At 60.6% G+C, this 19,555-nt stretch carries 14 protein-coding genes and 4 pseudogenes; 4 read left to right on the top strand and 14 right to left on the bottom strand.

Features of this window, described 5'->3' with window-relative positions; all coding sequences use genetic code 11:
* Positions 1–13: 13 nt before the first annotated feature.
* Positions 14–655 carry a recombinase family protein gene (locus ABOC21_RS00485; RefSeq protein ID WP_426811778.1) on the top strand — a complete coding sequence of 214 codons (642 nt, stop codon included), beginning with the start codon at positions 14–16 and terminating at the stop codon, positions 653–655.
* A gap of 192 nt (positions 656–847) precedes the next feature.
* Here the strand turns inward: ABOC21_RS00485 and ABOC21_RS00480 are convergent.
* Positions 848–1,976, bottom strand: a pseudogene (locus ABOC21_RS00480) (multidrug effflux MFS transporter).
* Positions 1,977–2,078: 102 nt separating this feature from the next.
* Between ABOC21_RS00480 and ABOC21_RS00475 the strand changes: the two are divergent.
* Positions 2,079–2,883, top strand: a pseudogene (locus ABOC21_RS00475) (AraC family transcriptional regulator).
* Between the two features lie 127 nt (positions 2,884–3,010).
* On the top strand, positions 3,011–3,958 hold the full coding sequence (locus ABOC21_RS00470; RefSeq protein ID WP_426811777.1) for an Rpn family recombination-promoting nuclease/putative transposase: 948 nt from the start codon (positions 3,011–3,013) through the stop codon (positions 3,956–3,958).
* Positions 3,959–3,966: 8 nt separating this feature from the next.
* Here ABOC21_RS00470 and ABOC21_RS00465 read toward each other — a convergent pair whose 3' ends face one another.
* From ABOC21_RS00465 to ABOC21_RS00425, 9 genes and pseudogenes are all read right to left on the bottom strand, one after another.
* On the bottom strand, positions 3,967–4,563 hold the full coding sequence (locus tag ABOC21_RS00465; protein ID WP_426811776.1) for a DUF2913 family protein: 597 nt from the start codon (positions 4,561–4,563) through the stop codon (positions 3,967–3,969).
* Positions 4,564–4,582: 19 nt separating this feature from the next.
* On the bottom strand, positions 4,583–5,014 hold the full coding sequence (locus ABOC21_RS00460) for a ProQ/FINO family protein (RefSeq protein WP_426811775.1): 432 nt from the start codon (positions 5,012–5,014) through the stop codon (positions 4,583–4,585).
* A 975-nt stretch (positions 5,015–5,989) separates the two neighbouring features.
* Positions 5,990–6,853: an incFII family plasmid replication initiator RepA gene (gene repA, locus ABOC21_RS00455; RefSeq protein WP_426811774.1), complete on the bottom strand. Its 864-nt coding sequence runs from the start codon at positions 6,851–6,853 to the stop codon at positions 5,990–5,992.
* Positions 6,846–6,917: a RepA leader peptide Tap gene (gene tap / locus ABOC21_RS00450; RefSeq protein ID WP_342122744.1), complete on the bottom strand. Its 72-nt coding sequence runs from the start codon at positions 6,915–6,917 to the stop codon at positions 6,846–6,848. Before tap ends, repA (ABOC21_RS00455) begins: the two co-directional genes overlap by 8 nt.
* A 236-nt stretch (positions 6,918–7,153) precedes the next feature.
* On the bottom strand, positions 7,154–7,393 hold the full coding sequence (gene repA, locus ABOC21_RS00445) for a replication regulatory protein RepA (RefSeq protein WP_426811773.1): 240 nt from the start codon (positions 7,391–7,393) through the stop codon (positions 7,154–7,156).
* 153 nt (positions 7,394–7,546) lie between these two features.
* Positions 7,547–8,089, bottom strand: coding sequence for a phospholipase D family protein (locus ABOC21_RS00440; RefSeq protein ID WP_426811833.1), 543 nt, complete (start codon positions 8,087–8,089; stop codon positions 7,547–7,549).
* Positions 8,090–8,187: 98 nt separating this feature from the next.
* A pseudogene (locus ABOC21_RS00435) lies at positions 8,188–8,483 on the bottom strand (hypothetical protein).
* Complete coding sequence (locus ABOC21_RS00430) at positions 8,480–9,130, bottom strand: DUF2726 domain-containing protein (RefSeq protein WP_426811832.1); 651 nt, start codon at positions 9,128–9,130, stop codon at positions 8,480–8,482. Before ABOC21_RS00430 ends, ABOC21_RS00435 begins: the two are co-directional and overlap by 4 nt.
* 102 nt (positions 9,131–9,232) lie before the next feature.
* Positions 9,233–10,015, bottom strand: coding sequence for a DsbA family protein (locus ABOC21_RS00425; protein ID WP_426811772.1), 783 nt, complete (start codon positions 10,013–10,015; stop codon positions 9,233–9,235).
* A 198-nt stretch (positions 10,016–10,213) separates the two neighbouring features.
* On the opposite strand from ABOC21_RS00425, the gene ABOC21_RS00420 reads away from it, so the two are divergent.
* Complete coding sequence (locus tag ABOC21_RS00420; RefSeq protein ID WP_426811771.1) at positions 10,214–10,438, top strand: hypothetical protein; 225 nt, start codon at positions 10,214–10,216, stop codon at positions 10,436–10,438.
* 20 nt (positions 10,439–10,458) lie between these two features.
* On the opposite strand, the gene ABOC21_RS00415 is transcribed toward ABOC21_RS00420, so the two are convergent.
* From ABOC21_RS00415 to traD, 4 genes and pseudogenes are all read right to left on the bottom strand, one after another.
* Positions 10,459–11,052, bottom strand: coding sequence for a fertility inhibition protein FinO (locus ABOC21_RS00415; protein WP_426811770.1), 594 nt, complete (start codon positions 11,050–11,052; stop codon positions 10,459–10,461).
* 171 nt (positions 11,053–11,223) lie between these two features.
* Positions 11,224–11,931, bottom strand: coding sequence for a type-F conjugative transfer system pilin acetylase TraX (gene traX, locus ABOC21_RS00410; RefSeq protein ID WP_426811831.1), 708 nt, complete (start codon positions 11,929–11,931; stop codon positions 11,224–11,226).
* A 124-nt stretch (positions 11,932–12,055) separates the two neighbouring features.
* A pseudogene (gene traI / locus ABOC21_RS00405) lies at positions 12,056–17,314 on the bottom strand (conjugative transfer relaxase/helicase TraI).
* Positions 17,314–19,548 carry a type IV conjugative transfer system coupling protein TraD gene (traD, locus tag ABOC21_RS00400; RefSeq protein WP_426811769.1) on the bottom strand — a complete coding sequence of 745 codons (2,235 nt, stop codon included), beginning with the start codon at positions 19,546–19,548 and terminating at the stop codon, positions 17,314–17,316. Before traD ends, traI begins: the two are co-directional and overlap by 1 nt.
* Positions 19,549–19,555 lie beyond the last annotated feature (7 nt).

Below are 19,555 nucleotides of genomic sequence, written 5' to 3'. Positions count from 1 at the left end.
ATGTGGTGGAAAAATGTTCATCAGAGCTTATTTAAGGGCGTCGACGGAAGATCAGTTCGCCGATCGGGCAAAAGAGATGCTGGAGCAGTTTGTTCAGGAGCGGGGGCATAAAATAGCCAGTTATTACAGGGAAAATATCAGCGGGACAAAACTTGATCGCCCTGAGCTGGGGCGCTTACTGATGGACAGTCACCACAATGATATTCTGCTGGTCGAGCAGATAGACCGCCTGACCCGTCTGAGCAACAGCGACTGGATGACGCTGAAAAAGCAGATCGAGCAACACGAGCTGCGGATTGTGAGCCTGGATGTGCCCACCTCATGGCAGGCGCTGTCAGATAAAGACCCTTCGCAGGCAGACCCTGTCACCCGCGCCGTGATAACCGCCATCAACAATATGCTTATCGATCTGATGGCCGCGATGTCGCATAAGGACTGGCTGAGTCGCCGCCAGCGACAAAAACAAGGTATTGAACGGGCGCATACACTGGGTAAATATCGGGGGAAGCAGGCCGATCATGAGCGGCATCAGAAAGTTATGTACTACCGGCAGGTTAAGAAACTGAGTATCCGCGAAACAGCTGATGCTACAGGTTACAGTTGTTCTCAGGTCTGTCGCATTCAGGCCCTTTACCGACAGGCAGTAAAACATTAAGAATAACGGATGTTATGGGGATCAGAAGATTCTGTGATGGGATGAAATGGAGTTATTCATCGTCTTCTATCTTCAGTACATAAAGGAGACAATTTCTACAGTGCCATATAAATGTTGTGCATTTCTCCATACCACCACCGTTGCGGGAACCCATATCATTACAGGTTCCCGGGGAATAATGTCACCAGTAGTTCAGCGGTGTGACAGGCTGTACAGCCAGGCTGTCAGCGCACAGACGGTCAGGACCAGTCCCAGTTGTTGTACCATGCCGGTAAGCCCCAGCATGCTGCCCAGCAGCAGATAGTAGCTTAATCCGAACAGAGCCCCGGCCGCGCCGGCCTGCTCGCGATAATGGCGCAGGGCCTGACTCAGCACGTTGGGTATCGCAATGCCATAGGCAACCACCACCCCGGCCACCGGTACAAGTATCCACGCAGAGTGCTGTAACCACCAGGCCGCAACACCGGACAGCAGCGCCAGAGTACAGGCACAACGTACCAGCTTCTCCGGCGACAGGCCGGAGGTCAGCAGCTTCCGGTTCAGGAGGCTGCCCGACAGTGACGCAAGCGCCAGTAAGCCCCCCGTCCACCCGAACGCCCTGTCGCTCCAGCCCAGCCTGCCCGAAAAGAAACGGCGCCAGGCTGTAGTAGCTGAACAGCATGGTGTTCAGCAGGGCAACCAGCATGGCATTTTTTCGGAGCGCCCCGTCCCGAACCATGCGTGAGGCCAGTCTTGCAAAGCGGGGGCCGGACGTATTCTCCGGCCGCGTTTCCGGCAGAACAACTGCTGTCAGTGCCAGCAGTACAATCGCCAGCACTACCAGCGCAGTAAACACGCCGGTATGTCCGTAGAGGCTGACCAGCCAGCCGCCGCTTACTAGGCCGAAAACCGGACTCACGGCCAGAGCAGCTCCCATAACGGAAAAGACGCGGGCCAGCGCGGTTGAGTCATAGCTGTCCCTCAGCATGGTCTGCACCACAACAGACCCGGCCGCTGCGCCCGTGGCGGCCACCATGCGGGCCAGCAGCAGGATACTGAAATCGGTGGCAACAATCGCCATTGCAGAGCCAGTTCCGTAGCAGAGGAGTCCGGCCATCATGGCCGGACGCCGCCCGATGCAGTCGCTCAGCCAGCCCCAGACAACCACGCCGACGGCAAAGGCGACAAAATAGACGGAAAGCGTCTGAGCGGCCTGCTCACTGCTTACCCGAAAAGAGCGGGCTATGTCCGGCAGCGCCGGGCTGTATATGGTTTCCACCAGTTGCGGAAACATAATCAGCAGGGTCAGCAGCCACAAGGGAGGCTGGTTAAACTTATTCATGGCGACATCCTGAGATACACGAAATTGAGGTGTTATTATTGCTGAAACGGCGCTGTCTCATTACCATAATATGGACTATATTTATCAAATAACGGACATTCAGTGAAAATTAAACCCGATGATGCTTTTGAACCGGACAGTTTTGATGCACCTGTAATCGGCATAGCATCCGATATGGGCGTACACGACTCAGGGCGGCACCGCCATCAGCGCCATCAGCTGCTTTTTTCAGCGGCGGGAAGCATCACGATTGAACTGGAGAATACCCTGTGTCTGCTACCGCCCCGTCGCGCCGCCTGGCTTCCGGCGGGCACGGTTCATCGTGCCATCATGCGCGGGGTGATGGCCTATCGCTCACTGTACTTTTCAGCCACGTTGCCGTTATCTGCCCTGCCACTACAGATTGTGGAAGTTAATCCTCTCTTTTTCGAAGTCATAGAACGGATGGCATTCTGGCCATGGGCAATGTCTGAAGAGCAGCAGGCCAGCCTTATTACCGTTTTTAGTGAAGAAATACAGACCGCCCGCCGCGAAAACTGGACGTTACGGTTTCCTTCAGACGCGCGCCTGAACTTATGGCTGGACAGGGTGCGTACGGGCGAATTGCCCCCACGACTGGGACAGGTTACCCGGGAGGTCGGTGCATGTGAGCGCACGATAAGCCGGTTATTCATCAGAGATACGGGAATGAATTATCAGAGACTGGAGGCAGCAGTGGAGGCTGCTGAAAGCAATGGAAATGCTTTCTGACGGATGGCAGCTGAGCCTGGTGGCACAACAGCTTGAGTTTGTGAGCGACAGTGCATTCATCTCTTTTTTCCGTCAGCACACAGGTACGACACCGGCACGTTACTCACATGAAAACACTGTTGACAGCCTGCACCAACTGAAAGTATTTAATCAATAAATAACAATAAGTTAATTTGTTTTTAAGATTCTTGTGATGGTCAATTTTTAACCTTAACGTACAATAATTTTCGATATCCAAACTGACCCCATAAACAATGCCAATCCAGTTTAACCAGTAAAAAACCATGAAAAAATCCACCCCGGTGCCGCATGATGCGGCCTTCAAGGCCTTCCTGACAAACCCCGACACCGCCCGGGACTTCATCGCCCTTCACCTCCCGGCCGGACTGCGCGCCGTCTGCGACCTCAGCACCCTGAAACTCGAATCCGGCAGCTTTGTCGAGGAGAGCCTGCGGGCCTATTACAGCGATGTCCTCTGGAGCCTGAAGACCACCGCCGGCGACGGCTACATTCACGTCCTCATTGAGCACCAGAGCTCGCCGGACAAACACATGGCCTTCCGCCTGCTGCGCTATGCCGTGGCTGCGATGCAGCGCCATCTGGATGCGGGGCATAAAAAGCTACCGCTGGTCATCCCGGTGCTGTTCTACACCGGGAAACGCAGCCCGTACCCGTACTCCACCCGCTGGCTGGATGAGTTTGACGACCCGGCACTGGCCGGGCAGCTGTATGCCGGCCCCTTTCCGCTGGTTGACGTCACCGTCATTCCGGACGACGACATCATGACCCACCGCAGCATGGCCGCCCTGACGCTGCTGCAGAAACACATTCACCGGCGCGACCTGGCCGGCCTGCTCGACCGGCTGGCCACCGTTCTGCTGACCGGACATCTCACGGGACAGCAGCTGATATCTCTGATAAACTATCTGGTACAGGCCGGCGAGACCGACGACGCCGAAGCCTTTGTTCGTCAACTGGCACAGCGGGTGCCGCAGCACGGGGACACACTGATGACAATTGCACAGCAGCTTGAGCAGAAGGGCATTGAGAAGGGCCTTGAACGCGGCCGTCAGGAAGGCATTCAGCTGGGCGAGCAGCGCGGTATCGAAAAAGGCAAACTTGAAGCCCGACTCGATGTGGCCCGCACGATGCTGGATAACGGGCTGGACCGCAGCACGGTGATGAAAATGACAGGCCTGTCGGAAGACGACCTGTCGCAGCTGCGCCACTGAGTTTTGTCTTACCCTTTTTCCTGCCCGGCAGTCAGCCGGTACTGCCGGGACAGGGCTTCACCTTCCACTTCCGCCTGCCAGCCGAACGTGGTCAGCAGTTCCACCATCCCTTCGCTTCTTCCGGTGATGCGCGCCATCAGCGGGCCGGTCTGGTTACCGTCTTCATCAAAGGCCGCATCCAGATTCGTGCGCGACAGATACACCCCGTTCACCGCCTCACTCAGCACCACCGCATGACGGCCTGACCACTCCCGGTCGCTGAGCAGCCGGTAGTGCCACTGCATCTCCTTCGCCGTTTCCAGCGCACAGGTCAGGCGGAACAGGTCATTCTGCTCCGTGAGTTCGCCGGTGCAGGAGCGCCACAGGTAATCCAGCTTCCCGGGCAGCCTGGCCCGCACGCCGTGCAGGCGTCCCTGCTTCAGCAGCCATTCGATATCGGGAGTGACGGCACGGGAAAAGCGCCGCTGCTTCAGGGCGGTGGCCAGCCAGCGGGTAAGAAACAGGTTTTCCTGCGCGGGGGATGTCAGGGTGCCGTCGCGCCGGGCGAAACCCAGCGCGACGAGGGCGCACCATGCCAGATGGCCGGTTTTTTCAGTCTGTGTCACGGTGAAACGGGGACTCCTTTCAGGATTGCGGGGATTTCGGCGTAAACCGGGCGCGGATGGCGGCCATCCTGCGTCGGGAATGCTGTTCCTCGGAGGCGGTGACCGTGCCGGCGGGTTCGCCGCTGAGGTCCACACGGGCTGTCCCTTCGGTGACGGTGCGCAGGTACGCCAGCCGGCTGACCACAAAGCGCACCGCCTGCTTCCATTCCTCCTCGCTGAGCCCGGCCTGCGGGTTCGCGGCAATCCATGCGCGGACGTCCGCGCTGATACCGCTTTTCAGGGGACGGAACTGCCCGTTTCTGAATTCCGGCCACAGCAGAGGGAACAGGGCGGCGACCTGACGGACCAGCCCCCACCGGCGGTAAGTCCGGCGCTGCTTTTTGCTGAGCCCGGGTTTCGTTGTTTCATGCGTAGCGACCACGGTGTCAGCGGATGATGTTTTCTCCGGCATACAGCCCTCATGCAGAAAGATTACCCGCCTGAATTATACCTTATCCTGATGATATACAACAGGAAATATCCCTGTTTTTCATGCGCGACCGCGCATAAAAGGCGGCACTCCATTGCCACGGTCAGCACCGGCGTCTGTCCGCCGCAGCCCGGCGTCAGCCGGCCCGGTCTGAAAGGTTTCCCCGATACAACCCTTCACCCTGAACAGCCAGACCCGCTTAAAACCGCACAGAAGTGGCTGTGCGCCGTCGGAGTGGTCCCGGCAAGGCGAAGCCGCTGCCGGGGCGTATCTCCGCGTTAGCGGGCCGTCAGGGCCGCTTACGGGCGTGTACCTCATAACGTAAAGCAGCACCTCTCACAGCCACCCCAAAACCACTAGTTACAACATCCGTCATTGAAAGCGATGCTTTTCCCGGCCCTGCGGGCCGGGGGAGGCGGCGCTGTTCAGTGGCGGGGAGGGGCACGGGGGTGCCGGTCTGCGCCGGTTTTGTGGCTGGTTCATTTGAATGCTGTAACTAATTGCAGCAGAGGCCCGATGCCCGTCGCAGGGCGACGGGAGGAACTTTTGATTTTCTGACCGCGCGGACGGGAGTCCGCTGCACCGGTCAGGCCTTTCTGTCGTCTGTCCACAGGGCAGGCGATGAACAGGTTTTATTTTTATATGAAGTTATTAAAGGTCTTTTACAGGAGGTTCTGAGCAGGGGTTTAAAAGAAACCACGCACCTTAAAACCTGAGCGGCTGGCGCTTAATAACGGGGTCGCGTTGAACCTTACGGAAAGTTCCCTTGCACTTAGTCGTGGATAACCGTCCGCGACGGGAAAATGATGCCGGAAAGGGACCGTTCAGGGGGGATGGTGAGCGCGGAAAGGGGGAAAACAGGATGGTTTTGGCTGTGATACGGGTGAAAAATGCGCACCGGCAGGGTGCGGACGTGCGAACGCCTCCGGCGTCAGCCGGATGATGTCAGGGTTCGGGTTATATCGGGACGGTCGCCAGCCGGGTGTAATTGTTCCCGCGCGACAGCAGCATGCGCTCCTTCACCCGCCGCGCCTGCTCGCGCTTCACGGCGTCCAGCGTGCCGGTGAACCGCCCTTCGGCGATGTCCCGCGTCAGCTGGCGTTTCACGAGGGTGTCGATATCCCGGCGGCTGCGCTCTGCGTCCCGGCGGGCGGTGGCCCGCCGCTGGCCGTGGGCTTTGCGCTCCCGCTGGTAGGCCCGGAAGCGCTCGCGCACAAAGCGCCACGCCTTCGCTATCAGCTCATCCGTTTCGAGCCGGGGCAGGTGCTGCCTCTCGCGCAGCCGGTTCTCCCACTCCACCCGGCTGCGTCTCGCCGCCGCCACCGCCACGTCAGACACGTCCAGCGCCGAAAACAGCGCCGGGGTGAAGGTGATGTCGGTCGGGATATTGCAGCCGGTCTGCGGATCATACTCGGTGTCATAGGTGATGAGCCCCAGCTCCGCCATAAACTTCAGCGCCCGGGTCGCCCGGGTCACCGACAGGTTGCCGCGCTGCGACTCCGTGGCCAGCCCGCACTCAATGGCGAGGTTGGTCACCGAACGCTGCACGCGGTTGGCCAGCGGATCGTAATGGAAGCACATCCCCTGCAGCAGCGCGTCAATCGCCCGGCGGCGCAGCACCGGCGGCAGCCGGTGGCGTTTGCCCAGCGAGCGCATGAACGCCACATGCATCGGGAACGCGAAACGGGAGGTGAAGCCGGCGGCTTTTTCCATCAGCTTGCGACAGAACGGCAGGGTCTTTTTATCCTCGCCCGGCGTGAACGCCGGATGCGGGTTACGCACCTGCCGGTAGTGAGTGAACGGGGTCTGCGGGTCAGTCACACCATCCTGCGCTTATGTTGCGCAGAAGGAGTGAGCACAGAAGGTATTGCAGTTTTCTGAGCATGAAACTATACTCCCCGTACAGAGCAACAGCTTCTGTACAGTTTAAGTAGGCCCCGTTAATCTTCTCGTCGCCAAACAAAGAAAGATTATCGGGGTTTTTGCTTTTCTGAAGCCGGGTAATTTAACCGCCTCAGTTCCCTGCCACCTTACGGCGTGGCCCGCCATGAATTTTTCAACTATCCGTAATCTAGCACCACAGCCTAAGACAAGCAAGATTGTCAGCCCATAACAACCGTATTACTTAACATTTTCCATTAAACGACTGAACAACTCCGCCTGACTGAGACCACTCTCCGCACACATTTCTTGAAATCTAATTTTCAGTTCATTCGGTACAAGAATCTTGATTTCTTTATGCGTTTTACGCTTACGGGCAACAAAATTTTGTTGCCGCTCAGAAGAACTCAACGGATGACCCTTTCGATAAGACCGCTTTGGATTTGATGAGGAAGTTCCTGCATTTTCAGTCTGCGACATCTCTGCCTCCTCATGATTCAGACAAGGATCGTTGTGCAGAGAATACTACAGATTCCACAAATCAGCGACTTAACTTTAACCGGAAATGTGAACCCTGTTGGCGCAGGACTCACACTGAAAAGGAGAAGGGGGGGATAACTGGACAGCGTCACCTCAGTACGCGGATGTCCACGCGGTGCCGCTGTCCCATCGTGACTGCCAGTGCGCCAGATACTGCTGCGCCAGCGCCGGCATGTCGCGGATGACCAGCACGTTCTCTGAGTTGCGGGTCGCCCCGGAGCGGGTGAAATTCATGCTGCCGGTCTCCACCGTCCGACCGTCCACAATCAGCACCTTGTCGTGCAGGATGGCGTAACGGCTGTTGGTTCTCACCGGGATACCGGCATTCACCAGCGTGTTCATCGCCGCCTGACCGCTTCTGTTGCGGTTGCCCTTGTCATCCAGCACTACTTTCACGTCGACGCCGCGCCGGTGCGCCTGTACCAGCGCCCGGACCACCTCCGGGGAGGTGAAGGAATAGCCCATCAGCCGGATGTCCAGTTGTGCGGTCATAATGGTTTTCAGAACCAGCTGCAGGCCAGTTCCTTCCGGGGAAAACCCGGTCTCGATGCTCGCAGCATAAACGGCCAGTACGGGTGCGCACAGGCTCAGGCTGACCAGCCCGGGCAAACACCATCTGAGGAAAGTACGATTTATTTTCACAGTATTTCCTTCACTGTTTTTAAGAAACGCCGGGACGGGGAAACTGGCTTTTCCCCGTTCCCGGGGTTGGACAACGACGCCATGCGGAGGCGTCAGATTTTTGTGGTCTGACGAAGACAGTAGCAGACAGCTCCGTCGCCGGTAGCGAGGACAGAGCCGAGGAACCAGCCATCATCATCCGGCCAGCCACAGGAATCCGGGGCTTCATCAGTCAATCCGGCGGCGAAGACTTCAGGCGGCTCATCCCGCATCGTCATCATGAAGCACTGCAGTCTGTGGGTTCTCAGCCAGTAGTTGAATTCTGCTGATTTTTCGCAGCCGCTGCGTGCCAGCGCAGGATGTGTCCTGTATCTCTGTTCATCACTTTTACGTCGGCGGCAATAATCATTTTTCTTCCTCCTTTTGTTCAGTATGCTCTGTCGTTGAATCCATACCGGTAGCGGATATTTCGTCGGTCTCAGCTTCACGGTATTTCAGAAACTCCCCGACTCTCCTGACCAGCTTCTCTGAGTCCCGGTCGCGCAGCAGCGGGATACCCGCCTGCCTCAGAACCTCTTCCAGCAGGATATCGCGCCGGATACGCTGTTTTTTCAGGTGTGAGGCATCATCAAGTTCAATCGCTCCGACGATAGCGAAGCTGCGGATATCAACAATGACCACATCGCAGTGCCACTGAGATGCCATCCGGAAGAGTTGCCACCAGATCCGGGAACGTGGACGGATGTGGGGAGCGAGCGTGGCGATGTCCGCCACCCGGACGTGCGGACACAGCAGCCAGCGCTTCTGGCTGGTATGCCTCAGCAATGCCCGGTAAAAATGTTGTTCCCGTGGTGTCATCAGCGTGTCATTTCTCACCCAGACCCGCTGACGACACAATCGCTGCTCAGCCTCTGAGGGGCGAATACCCAGGGCTTTCAGTGACATCAGGACCGGAGATGTCTTCGTTACTAATCGTCCCTTCAGAAGTAAAACCAGAAACCCAAGGAGACTCAGCATAACAACGGTACTACCTGCCATCATTAGTATCTTTTCCATGTTTTTATCCATTAAATAACAGAATAACTGCTGCTCAGTGCGCAAAATAAAATAGCTGAACATAAATTCAGCCCTTGAATAAGACAGATTAAAAAAGAGATGTTAGTGACGCGCTTTATTTATTGCGGCCTGAATATTTTCCGACTCCGCCATCCCAGAAAACACCGTGATATTTTCTTCCGTAGCGCCCTTCACCGGCATCACAATAATACCCGGCGTACCGGTGAAGCCCGTCACCGTGGCGATGTCATTAATATTTTTAAGAGTGGTATTTATTTCATCAATGGTGTTCTGTCTGAACTGAATATCACCTGATGTTTTCGTGACTGTCTCATTGGTCAGCCTGCCTTCAATTAATCCGGTCGCATAAATACCGTTATGGTATGCCAGGTATGCCTCCGGCCCCTTTTCCTTCCAGACCAGCAGACCGGTTTTGGCTGCCAGTAACGAAACCGGCCAGCGACTGCCGAAGACCGGCCACTCCATAAAGTGATAACGCACATCGGTGTTGGCCTGCATCACCTTCTCCAGCTCCGGGGCCAGCCGGCTGCACCAGATGCACTGATAGTCGAAGAACACCACCGCCATCACCGTGGCCGTCTGCGGGCCGGTGACCGGGATACCGGGGTTATCCGTTATCCGCTTCTGCTGCGCCAGTGCGGCGGTTTTCAGAGCGGCGGTCTGTTTTTCCTCCTCCCTTGCCCGCAGGGTCTCACTCATTTCGATGAGGATATCCGGGTGCGTGCGCAGATATTCCGCTGCCACCTCACCGATACGCTGTTCCTGTGCGGCGGTGAAGGGCACTGACGGAGTTGCCGGGGCAGCAATAGCGGGCGCGAGCGCCGTAACAGCAGCAAAGCACAAAACGTTTTTCAGTTTCATCATTATCCTTATCTGACAGTCAGTTTGTTAACGCGAAGATAACCGGCCAGCTGAGGTCACAGGCAATATCAGCAACCTGCCGGGTTAATACGGGAAGATGTTTTTCTTTACCGCCACACCCGCAGGCAGAACCCGTGCCAGGCGTCAGACGACAGCGGGCGTTCGGTGGTGTTTGTGTCGGTGATAACTCCGGAGAAGGCTATGAACACAAAAAAGCGTTACAGAGGGGCTTACATCATTTTTTTTCTGGTTCTGTCCGCCGCCATCGGCGCAGGTGTGGGGCTGTTTTATTACCAGTACACCCTTGCCTGTAGCGATGCGCTCTTCTGCTCTTACGGCGGGCCGGTCATGGCACTGCTGACCGGCATTCTGGCTGCCATTATTTGTGCCGCCGCACTACTGAAAATTGCGGGTAAAAATCACTGACACCTTTGTGCCATCCCCGGTCAGAGTTCTGCTGGCCTGTCGCCTGCCCGGCGGGCCTGCTGCTGCGCCTGCTTCGCCATCCGCCCCCGGGCATAGGCCTCTTCCTCCGCCGTGACCGTGGCGACCACCTTGCCGTGGATATCCACCCGCACCGCCCCGGTCCGCATCCGCGACAGATACACATCCGCGCGGGTGAGACTCTTCAGGCAGATAAGGACCTGCTTGTGCGACAGCGGCAGAGCCTGATGTTCGATATCCGCAAACAGCGCCTCCCGCGTCCCCGTTGCCAGCAGATGTGGCCTGTCGCCCTCAAACAGCTGCGGCCAGAACGCTTTCAGGGTGGTGATGGCCTGTTCAACGGGTAACAGTGTCAGGTAACGCACCGGGGGCGGTGCTTTCACCGTCTCTGCGGCGACCGGTGCCGGCGTGGCCGGCAGGGCAGCGGCCTTTGCCTTCGCCAGCTGCGCTTTTTTCACCTTCCATGCCGGCGGCGTGGTCACCGTGACGACCTTTTTGCGGTGCACCACGCGCGCGACGTCAGGCTCCGGCGATGCGGGGGTCTCCGCTGCCGGTTTGCGTTTCAGACTCAGAACAGGGCGTTTTTCTTCACTCATATAGATTCAGGTCATTTTTTGTTCAGTTCCGGTGAGCATATAATACGCGAGCGGCTTCATTATTTCATTTTTCTGACCTCCCCGATGATGATGGAGCCGCACTCCACAACAATTTTAAAAGTCACTGCTTCCAGACGGTTTGTTGTTGCCCCGGTCTCTGACCGGGCTTTTTTATCCCAGCGTCGCCAGCCCCCCCAGCAGCGCCAGATGCCCGGCATAGAACGCGGTAAAGAAGTGACGAGGCCAGAAGCGTTTAAGCGCCTTTCCGGTGTCCGTACACACCGCCAGCGCCAGCACCGCGATGGCCAGTCCGCCCACGGACTGCAGCGCATCCCCGGCATTCATCAGCAGCACCATCACCGCCCACAGAACGGCGTAGCCCACCCGCTCCGTGGTGTTCTCCGCCCGGCACACCCGCCAGCTGTTTATCAGCATGAACACCCCGGCAATGCCGTAGCTCGCCGCCGACAGCGGCAGCCATGCCACCACCAGTGCCACCGCCAGCAGCATGTCGTTGCGCGTGCGCAGGCTGAACCAGCGTATCGCCTGACCGGTCACCGCAAAGGCGAACAGGATATTCCCCTGCCACCACGGAAATCCCAGCAGCAGAAACGGCCCCTGCGCCACCACCGCCCACCACCACAGACTGTTCAGCTGCGACTGCCGGATGTCGCCGTGCCGGGCCAGATTCATCCCCCACACCAGACCGAACAGCGGAAAACATCCCCGCCCCAGCAGGCGCATCACCTCATTATCTCCGACCAGCAGCAGGCCGGCATGGTCGATGACCATCAGCACCAGTGCCACCGTTTTTATCATGTCAGTCTGCCCCGGTGTCGGGGTCAGTATCTGCTGCAGCCGCCGGTCGGCCGCCATCATCCACGTAGTCTGCGTTTTTGTTCTCACCGAATCAGTCCTTCTGCTGTGTGTTGATATCCGCGCGGCGGCGGGGTGCCCGGCTGACCGCCGGGGAGACGGCCGCTGCTGACAGGCCGCAGGCGCGTCAGTCGCCCCCGAGGGTTTTCTCCCGCTGCAGGTCACGCACCATCTCCCGCTCCGTCTGCTGCAGCCGCTCGCGCTGAAGGTGCTCTGAGGCCACCTGCTGCACCGCCGTCTCCTGCCGGCGGGTGAGCGGGTCATCCGGGAGGGGGATGTTTCTGTCCGGTGTCTTCTGACCGTCCAGCCCCCGGACCACGTCGCCGATAACCTCCCGGATTGTCCCGGCCTGCTCATCTGTTGTGCGTCCTTCACCGGCCATCTCCTTCGCGGTCTGCGCCGCCTGCTTCTCCGTTGCCTGCCGCTGTGCCTCTTCCGCCGCCCGCTGCGCCAGCACCTCCGCCGGCAGCGGCAGCTCACCTGTGGCCCCCGCCGGAGGCTGTGCGGTGTGGTCAGCCCACACCCGCCCGCCGGTGAGGCTGCCGGGGTTCCACGGCCGGTCCTCGCCGGAAAGCCGCACCACCACCCCACTGTCCGGATGGTCGCGGGCCACCCTGACGCCGTCCTGCATCCCGTCCGCCAGCAGGCTTTCGCCGTTGCGGCTGCCCTGCAGCGCCACAAAGCGCGCCTCGTCGTTACCCAGCATGCGCCCCTCACTGCCGATACCCTGCAGCTGGCCGTCCGCGCGGGTGAGCGGACTCAGCCACACCCCGGCCGCCTTGCCGTTTTTATCAAACGCCGGCAGCGCCACATGCGGCTGCGGGTACTTTTTACCGGGCGCGATAAACTTCCCGGTCGGGCTGCCCTGTGCCAGACCGGCCTGCTGTAGCGCGGCGCGTCCGGCAGCGGTGTCGGCCAGCGGCCGGGCCTCACGCAGCAGCTGCTCCGCCACCCTCACCGCCCGGTCATTACGCGGAGCCAGAATGTCATGGGCGGTGGCCTGCGGTGTTGAGTTTGTCACGGCGGTGGTCCAGCCCTCCCGGCTGTCGGTGTACACCTGCACATGCTGTTTCATCCGCGAGAGCGCCACATACGCCGACTCAAAGCCCACCATCTGTTTTCTTCCCTGCTCCACCCCCTCCAGCGCGATGGCAAACGGCTCGCTGGCCCCCTGCGCGCCGTGGGCAGTGACAGCATAGGCCAGGTCGATATGCCGCTGGGCATTGTCCTTAGCGGGGCTGAGCGTGCGGGTGCTGCGCCCGTCCGACAGAGTGACACTGTCACCTGACACCGATTTCACCGCCCACACGCTGTTGGCCACATACCCGCGCTCCGCGTCGCTTTTGCTGAAGCGCATCCGGTCCCCCGCTGAAACCGTGATGGTCTCCTCCCGGTACAGGGTGACACCCTCCGCAGAGGCCTCACGCGGCGAGAGCAGCCGCTGACCCCCCTCGCCGTCCCGCAGGGTGACAAGCTGGTTTTCCTTATCGACGGCCACCACCCGGTGATACACGTTATCCAGCAGCGCCACCGCATCCTTATGGGCCGCCCATGTGGCGGTTTTGCGCAGCTCCCCGTCGCGGATGTTGGCCGTGACCAGTACCGGCAGGGTGACCGACTCCCTGCCCGTCTCACCGTTACGCTGCCGCTCATCGTGGATAAGGCTGTTCAGCGCCCGGCGGTCGGCATTCAGGTGGGTGACAATCAGCGTCCGGTCCTGCGCTTCCGGGGTGCGTCCGGTGTAGTCCTTCACGATGGCGTCATAGAGCGAGACCGGTTTGCCGTCAGGCAGCAACTGCCCCTTATCCGATGCCGTCTGTATCGCTTTCTCTTTTTCCGCGCCGAATTCCACCACGGAGCCCTCCGGCACCCATGCCCCGTCGCGTCGCGGCACCTGAACCGGCGAGACCTGCTCAATCGTGGTCAGCGCCCCGTGGATATCCCGGTCAATGAGGCTGTACACCGCCGGGCGCAGGGCCGGCACCTGACGCACGATTTCCTTCATGATGGCCATATCAGCCGCACTGCGCTGCTGCATCAGCCGGAACGGCTGGCCCGGTGCGATGGCCTGCAGCTGGTCCGCATCGCCGCTCAGCACCGCCCGGCCGCCGCCGGCAGCAATCAGGCTCAGGGCTTTCGCCGTGTCGGCGAGTCCCGACATCGAACTCTCATCGAGCAGGAACAGGGTATGGCTGAAATCCGGGGTCTGACCGTCACGCTGCAGGCGCTGCGTGTCATGGAGGAAGGCAGAGAGCGTCTGCGCCTCCACCCCGGCGGCCTGCATCTCGCCCACCGCGCGGTGGGTCGGCCCGAGGCCGGTCACCCGGGGTCGGGTCGCCTCCGGCAGCAGGCTGACGGCCGCCATCACCGCCCGGAACTGCGTGGTTTTCCCCACCCCGGCATAGCCCTGAACCAGCGTGAAGCGGTCCGGGGTCTCCAGTATCATCCGGGTGGCGGCCTGCTGCCCGGCCGTGAGGTCGGCCATCAGCTCAGCCGGCACGCTCGCTGTCAAAGGCGTGACCGCCTCCTTCCCTTCCAGCACGGTCGTCAGCACGCTCTTTTCCGCATCCCATGTGCGCCGGGAAATCAGCAGGTCGGTTCCCTGTCCCGGGGCCACCGGCACATGCAGCAGGCTGCCGGCCTCAATCTGCGCCTGAATCTCACGCGCCGCGTCCGTCAGCGACACCTGCCCCTGACCGGTCTCCTGCACGGCGGCCAGCAGCCTGCGGGCGGGTGAAGGTCAGGCCGTCGCTCTCCAGCAGCGGCACGGCCAGATGCACCGCCTGCTGCACCGGCGTGTGCAGCCGGTCCCGCTGCTGCGCGAGGGCGGTATCGAGGTCCGCCTCCCCCGCACGGGCTTTCACCTGCTCCGTCACCCGGCTGAACGCGCTGTGCCGCGCCAGTTTCTCCTCCGTGCGCGCCGCGTCCTGCGCCGAATAGAGATGCACATGCCGCCCGCTCTGCGCCAGCTGGCTGAGGGTGGTGTTGTCCAGCTCCCGCTGTGACAGGGAGGCGAACACCGTCGCCGTCTCACTCACCGAACGCCCGGGGCTTTCGACCCAGCCGTGAGTGAGTTTCAGGGCGGTGAACACCGACTCCCCGCCCTGCAGCGTCTGCGTGGTTTTCTGCCCCGGCCGCTGCACGGTAAGCCTGCCGGCCTCCGCGCTCACCACCGTGACCTGCTCCCCGCCCTTCAGTCGCGTCTCCGGAATTTTGCCGAGCACGGCCAGCCGTTCTCCTTCCGCCACCGGCAGCGTCTGCGTCCGGAACAGCGCCCACTGGCTGTCCACGGCGGAGACCTTCAGGGTGAGACTGTCCCCGTTCGCATCGCGCAGGGCCAGCGCGTTACTGCCGGCCGCCACGCGGTCAATCACATAGCGGTCGTGCTGCCGGGTTTGCGGGTCCCACCGCTCCATCACCATCCCCTCGCGGTAATAATCCCGCACATGGCGGCTTTTACTGTCGAGCCACACCGGCGTCAGGGTGGTGAAGGCCGTCTCCTGCGCGCCCAGCACCCCCTCGCGCTTCAGCGTGTCGCGGACAAGGCCGTTCAGCACCCCCTGCTCGCGTGCGCCGCTGACCTGCACCACGCTCTCCTGCCCGTCCCGCACGCTGACGGCAAAATCCTGCGCCAGACGCGCATAGCGCTGCTGACGGTCGGCTTCCGGGATGATGTCGGCGGTGGTCTGCTTCCCGCCCTGCCAGCGGTAGCTGTTCACCCCGCTCTCTTTCAGCACCGTCAGCGCGCTGCCGGTGCCGGTCCGCTTGCCGCTGTCCGACAGCAGCAGACTGGACGTTATGCCGCATCGCCCCGTCAAGCAGCGATATCGTCTCCTTCAGGCTCAGCTTCTCCGCCTGGTCGACAATCAGCGTCCCGCCGGGCACAAAGGCGGTGCCGTCATGCAGCGATGCCCTGCCGGTGATGGCTTCGCCCGCCAGACGCGCATCACCCGACAGATGCTCCCGCGAGCGGTTGTCGGCGGCGACAATATGCACATCCCGCCCCTGCTCGCGGGCCATCATCGCCAGCTCAGCCACCCGTTCGCGCTGCCCCGCCGCGCCACCCTGACCGGACACAATCCCCATCGCCGGCCGGTCCTGCGCCAGCACGCTGACCGCGTCGCTGTAAGGCGCGGTGCGCGGCACACTTTTGTCCGGGTTCACCGCCACATAATTCCGGCGCATCACCTCCTGCCCCAGCGCCTTCACCGACAGCTCGTCCAGCACATGAATGGCGGAGGTGAAGAGCCCCTTTTCCCGGTCCAGCGGAATAAGCTGCTGACGCTCAATCGCCGCATCAATGCCTTCCCGCGCCACGGCAAACACCCCGGGTTTAGCCTCCAGCCTGGCTCACCGTGCGGGCCAGCAGGTCGGCATAGGTGAACTGCACCTTGCGGTCACTCAGGCCGGCGATGGCGTCCGTCACCACCGCGCGGATATCGGGCCGGTCGGTTTCCGGCGAAGACGCCGGCTCTCCGGCCTTCATCGTCGCCCGGGCGTCAGCCGCCTCGCGGTAACCCCGGATATCAAAACCGGTCTCCTTCAGGGTACTCAGCCACTCCACCATCTTCGCTGCGGGGTCGGTCTTTTCCTTTGACCGGCGGGTGTCGAGGGCGGCCACATCCCGCGACTTCAGCGACGCATCAGGGCCGGCCGCGTCGCGGATAGCCTGACTGCGGGACGAGAAGGCCTCCACCGGCACCCCCTTCATCTCCCACATACCGTGCTTCCCGGTCACTTCCGTCTCATAACCCAGCGCTTCCACATCCGCCTTCAGGGCCTGCTGATACATTTTCCCGAAAGCGATGCGGCTGGCCAGAACGCTTTCCGAAAACCCCGTTTTTCCGGCGGTGTCACTGCTTAATGTCTGCCATTTTTCGCCGTTGCGTGTCGCGTTAATCACCACGCTGTGCGTGTGCAGCTGCGGCTCCTGCGCCCGGGACGTGTCGTGGTTAAAGCGGGCAATTATCAGGTTGCCGGTCAGCACCGTCTCTGACACGCCCTCGCGCTGCACGCGGGTGGAAGCCAGCGTCTCCACCTGTTCCAGCGCCACCGTCACCGCCCGGTTATGGGCATCAATGAGGCGACGGTCGCCCCCGAGCATGGCGAGCATGGAGACACTTTTGGGCGCTGAAAAGGTCAGGTCATACCCCGGACGATGCCGGTTCACGCCATCCTGCATTCTGGAGAGGTCGCTGCCGTCCGGCAGCTTCCCCTTGAGCAGGTCCGTGAAAATCTGTTTATCGACACGCCCCTCCAGCCCCAGCGCCTGCGCCCCCTTCCCCTGCCAGCGCTCATCCAGACTGCCGAGCACGTAATAATTATCCTTGTCCGTGTAGTAATTCCCGCCGCTGTCTGCAGACTTAACCCGACTGAAGCTGAGCATTAAAAGTTCCCCCCAATCTCAATGCCATCCGGTTCGCGGTGGGCGTGGTTGATGTTCACCTCCTCCCGGCGCTGCATCGCCTGCTGCGTCGGCTCCTGCTCCTGCGCCTGCCATGCGTCATACGCGTCCCGGTCGGTGATCTCACCGGTCTCGCTGACGCCCGGCGGCAGGACCGCAACGTCCGGCTCCTGCGCCGGCAGCTCTTTCTCCACTCCGCCCGCTGCTGCCGCCACGACCGCCGCCGTCGACGCTGCCGCTGCGGTTGCGGCGGGTCTGACCTCACTGACCGGGGCCGGCGCAGCCTGTACAGACTGCGGTGCCGGCGACCGGGGTGCAGTGTGTGCTGCGGCAGGTGGTGTGCTGCCGGCAGCGGCAGCGCCAGCGTTATCAACGCCGCCGTCAGCCGGCACCGGATCATCCGGGGTGAACAGCATGCGGGCCAGACTGCTTTCCGCTTCCCTGACCTGCAGCTGCGCCGTGAGTTTCGCCTCCACCCGCGTGTCCCGCTTGCGGGCAATAAAGCCCTCGGCAATTTTCGGGCGCGGTTTGTATTTCAGCGCCAGTTTCACCGCCGGATACGGTCCCGGCAGGGTCACATAGCAGGAGAGGTCAGGCAGCGTCTGCACATCGGAATAGCTGACCAGCGTTTCACGCTCTTTTTCCTTACCGGTGGAAACCCCGTCACGCACCGGATCAGCCCCGTAGGAGTACTGCTCGCTGGCCTTGAGGATTTCTTTTTCGCCGATTTCTCCGGCGGCAAATTCGGCGATCTCCTTACTCGGCGAGCGGAAGAACGCGCGGGTGTTCATGACGTCAAACAGCGTGGCGGCGGGCTTGACGCCGTAAATGTCTTCCAGCTGGGCATAGGACTGAATACCGAACACATAGCAGCCGCCAAACTTACGCGCTTCCGGCAAAATCTCGACCAGATCGGGCAGCTTGTGCAGCGTCGGCAGTTCGTCGGCGAAAATCCACACCCGCCGGTTGCGGTTCTCGCCCATCGCCAGCAGACCGCGAATGGCGATGCTGAGCCACATCGAGATCACCGGTTTCAGAGAGGCATGCGTGTCGGCATTCGAGGAGATAAACAGCCAGCCGTTGGGCCGGTCCTCCCGGACGCCGCGCATCCAGTCGCGGATGGTGAACGGCTCGCCGTGCTTCTCGATGCCCTGCAGATAGCGGATGGCCTTGACGTAGTTGGTCAGCACGGCGCGGATGGAAATGGCCGTTTTCTCGATTTTCTCCTCGACCAGATTCGCCGCCGGGGTGTCTTTCAGGTAGGCGCGCAGCTTGTCGATTTTGATGGAAAGCATGGTGTCGACCAGCTTCTCATAGCTGCGGTCCTTGTCTTCCCGCATCAGATACGCCCCTTCGGCGAAAATGGTACGCCCGGAGCCCTGCCAGAACGGATCTTCTTTGGTGCCCATCGGGATGAGGGTGTTGGCGACGTTATCGAAGTCCGGCAGCGTCAGGCACTCACGCCATAAGTCCCACGCGGCACAGCGGGCGTCCAGCGGGTTGAGAATTTTATCGCTGGCCGGATCGTAATAGCTTTTGACGAACTCGCAGGAGCGGTCGTAAATAATGGCCATATCGCCGCGCGCGCGGACGTAGTTCAGCAGACGGCGCATCACCTCCGATTTACCGGAGCCGACCGTGCCGTGCAGACAGAAGTTCTGGATCTCGGAGTTGCGCAGGATGGGCAGATCGCCGATTTTAATGTCAGAGGCCATGCCGTCGCGCTTCATCTGCCGGGCCACTTCCTTCGGTTTCTCCGACAGCTGGCGTCCGCCGGTGTTTTCGTCCTCGCTCTGCTGTTTCCCCTGACGGCCCAGCACCCAGCTGGCGACAAAAAACGCCACCACACAGACAACCAGCGACACCCCGGCGGCGAACACAAAGCTGGTCCAGACCTGCTCCGCGCACCAGATGGTGTATTTGTCGGTCAGGATTTGCTCTGACGTGTATTCCAGCGTGTGGCCATAGTAGCGGATGGTGTAGACCGGCTGGGAGCGGATCAAATCGCGCATTGGCGCGAGCGTGGTACACCACCAGTACACGCAGCCGTTGATAAAGGTCTGCCAGCTGAGGCGGTACATCAGCAGCAGGCCGCAGAGCACCCAGAAAGCAATAAACAGAATATAAAACATGATGTTGGCAATCTGGCCGAACATGCGAAAGCGCATATTGGCTATCTGACCGCCCTGCGTCATATCTTTGGCGTTGAAACTCATGGCAATC

It is taken from the genome of Klebsiella sp. WOUb02, from assembly GCF_050058015.1.
In the GTDB taxonomy this organism is placed as follows: Bacteria; Pseudomonadota; Gammaproteobacteria; order Enterobacterales; family Enterobacteriaceae; genus Klebsiella.
Note: the sequence above shows the minus strand (reverse complement) of the source record. Positions and strands in the feature narration are given on the sequence as shown.

What these genes read in the sequence shown, in the direction of transcription:
- ABOC21_RS00485 (WP_426811778.1), top strand. Translation starts at nt 14, where the DNA reads ATGTTCATCAGAGCTTATTTAAGGGCGTCGACGGAAGATCAGTTCGCC.
- ABOC21_RS00470 (WP_426811777.1), top strand. Translation starts at nt 3,011, where the DNA reads ATGAAAAAATCCACCCCGGTGCCGCATGATGCGGCCTTCAAGGCCTTC.
- ABOC21_RS00460 (WP_426811775.1), bottom strand. Translation starts at nt 5,014, where the DNA reads ATGCCGGAGAAAACATCATCCGCTGACACCGTGGTCGCTACGCATGAA.
- repA (WP_426811773.1), bottom strand. Translation starts at nt 7,393, where the DNA reads ATGTCGCAGACTGAAAATGCAGGAACTTCCTCATCAAATCCAAAGCGG.
- ABOC21_RS00430 (WP_426811832.1), bottom strand. Translation starts at nt 9,130, where the DNA reads ATGGAAAAGATACTAATGATGGCAGGTAGTACCGTTGTTATGCTGAGT.
- ABOC21_RS00425 (WP_426811772.1), bottom strand. Translation starts at nt 10,015, where the DNA reads ATGATGAAACTGAAAAACGTTTTGTGCTTTGCTGCTGTTACGGCGCTC.
- ABOC21_RS00420 (WP_426811771.1), top strand. Translation starts at nt 10,214, where the DNA reads ATGAACACAAAAAAGCGTTACAGAGGGGCTTACATCATTTTTTTTCTG.
- ABOC21_RS00415 (WP_426811770.1), bottom strand. Translation starts at nt 11,052, where the DNA reads ATGAGTGAAGAAAAACGCCCTGTTCTGAGTCTGAAACGCAAACCGGCA.
- traX (WP_426811831.1), bottom strand. Translation starts at nt 11,931, where the DNA reads ATGATGGCGGCCGACCGGCGGCTGCAGCAGATACTGACCCCGACACCG.
- traD (WP_426811769.1), bottom strand. Translation starts at nt 19,548, where the DNA reads ATGAGTTTCAACGCCAAAGATATGACGCAGGGCGGTCAGATAGCCAAT.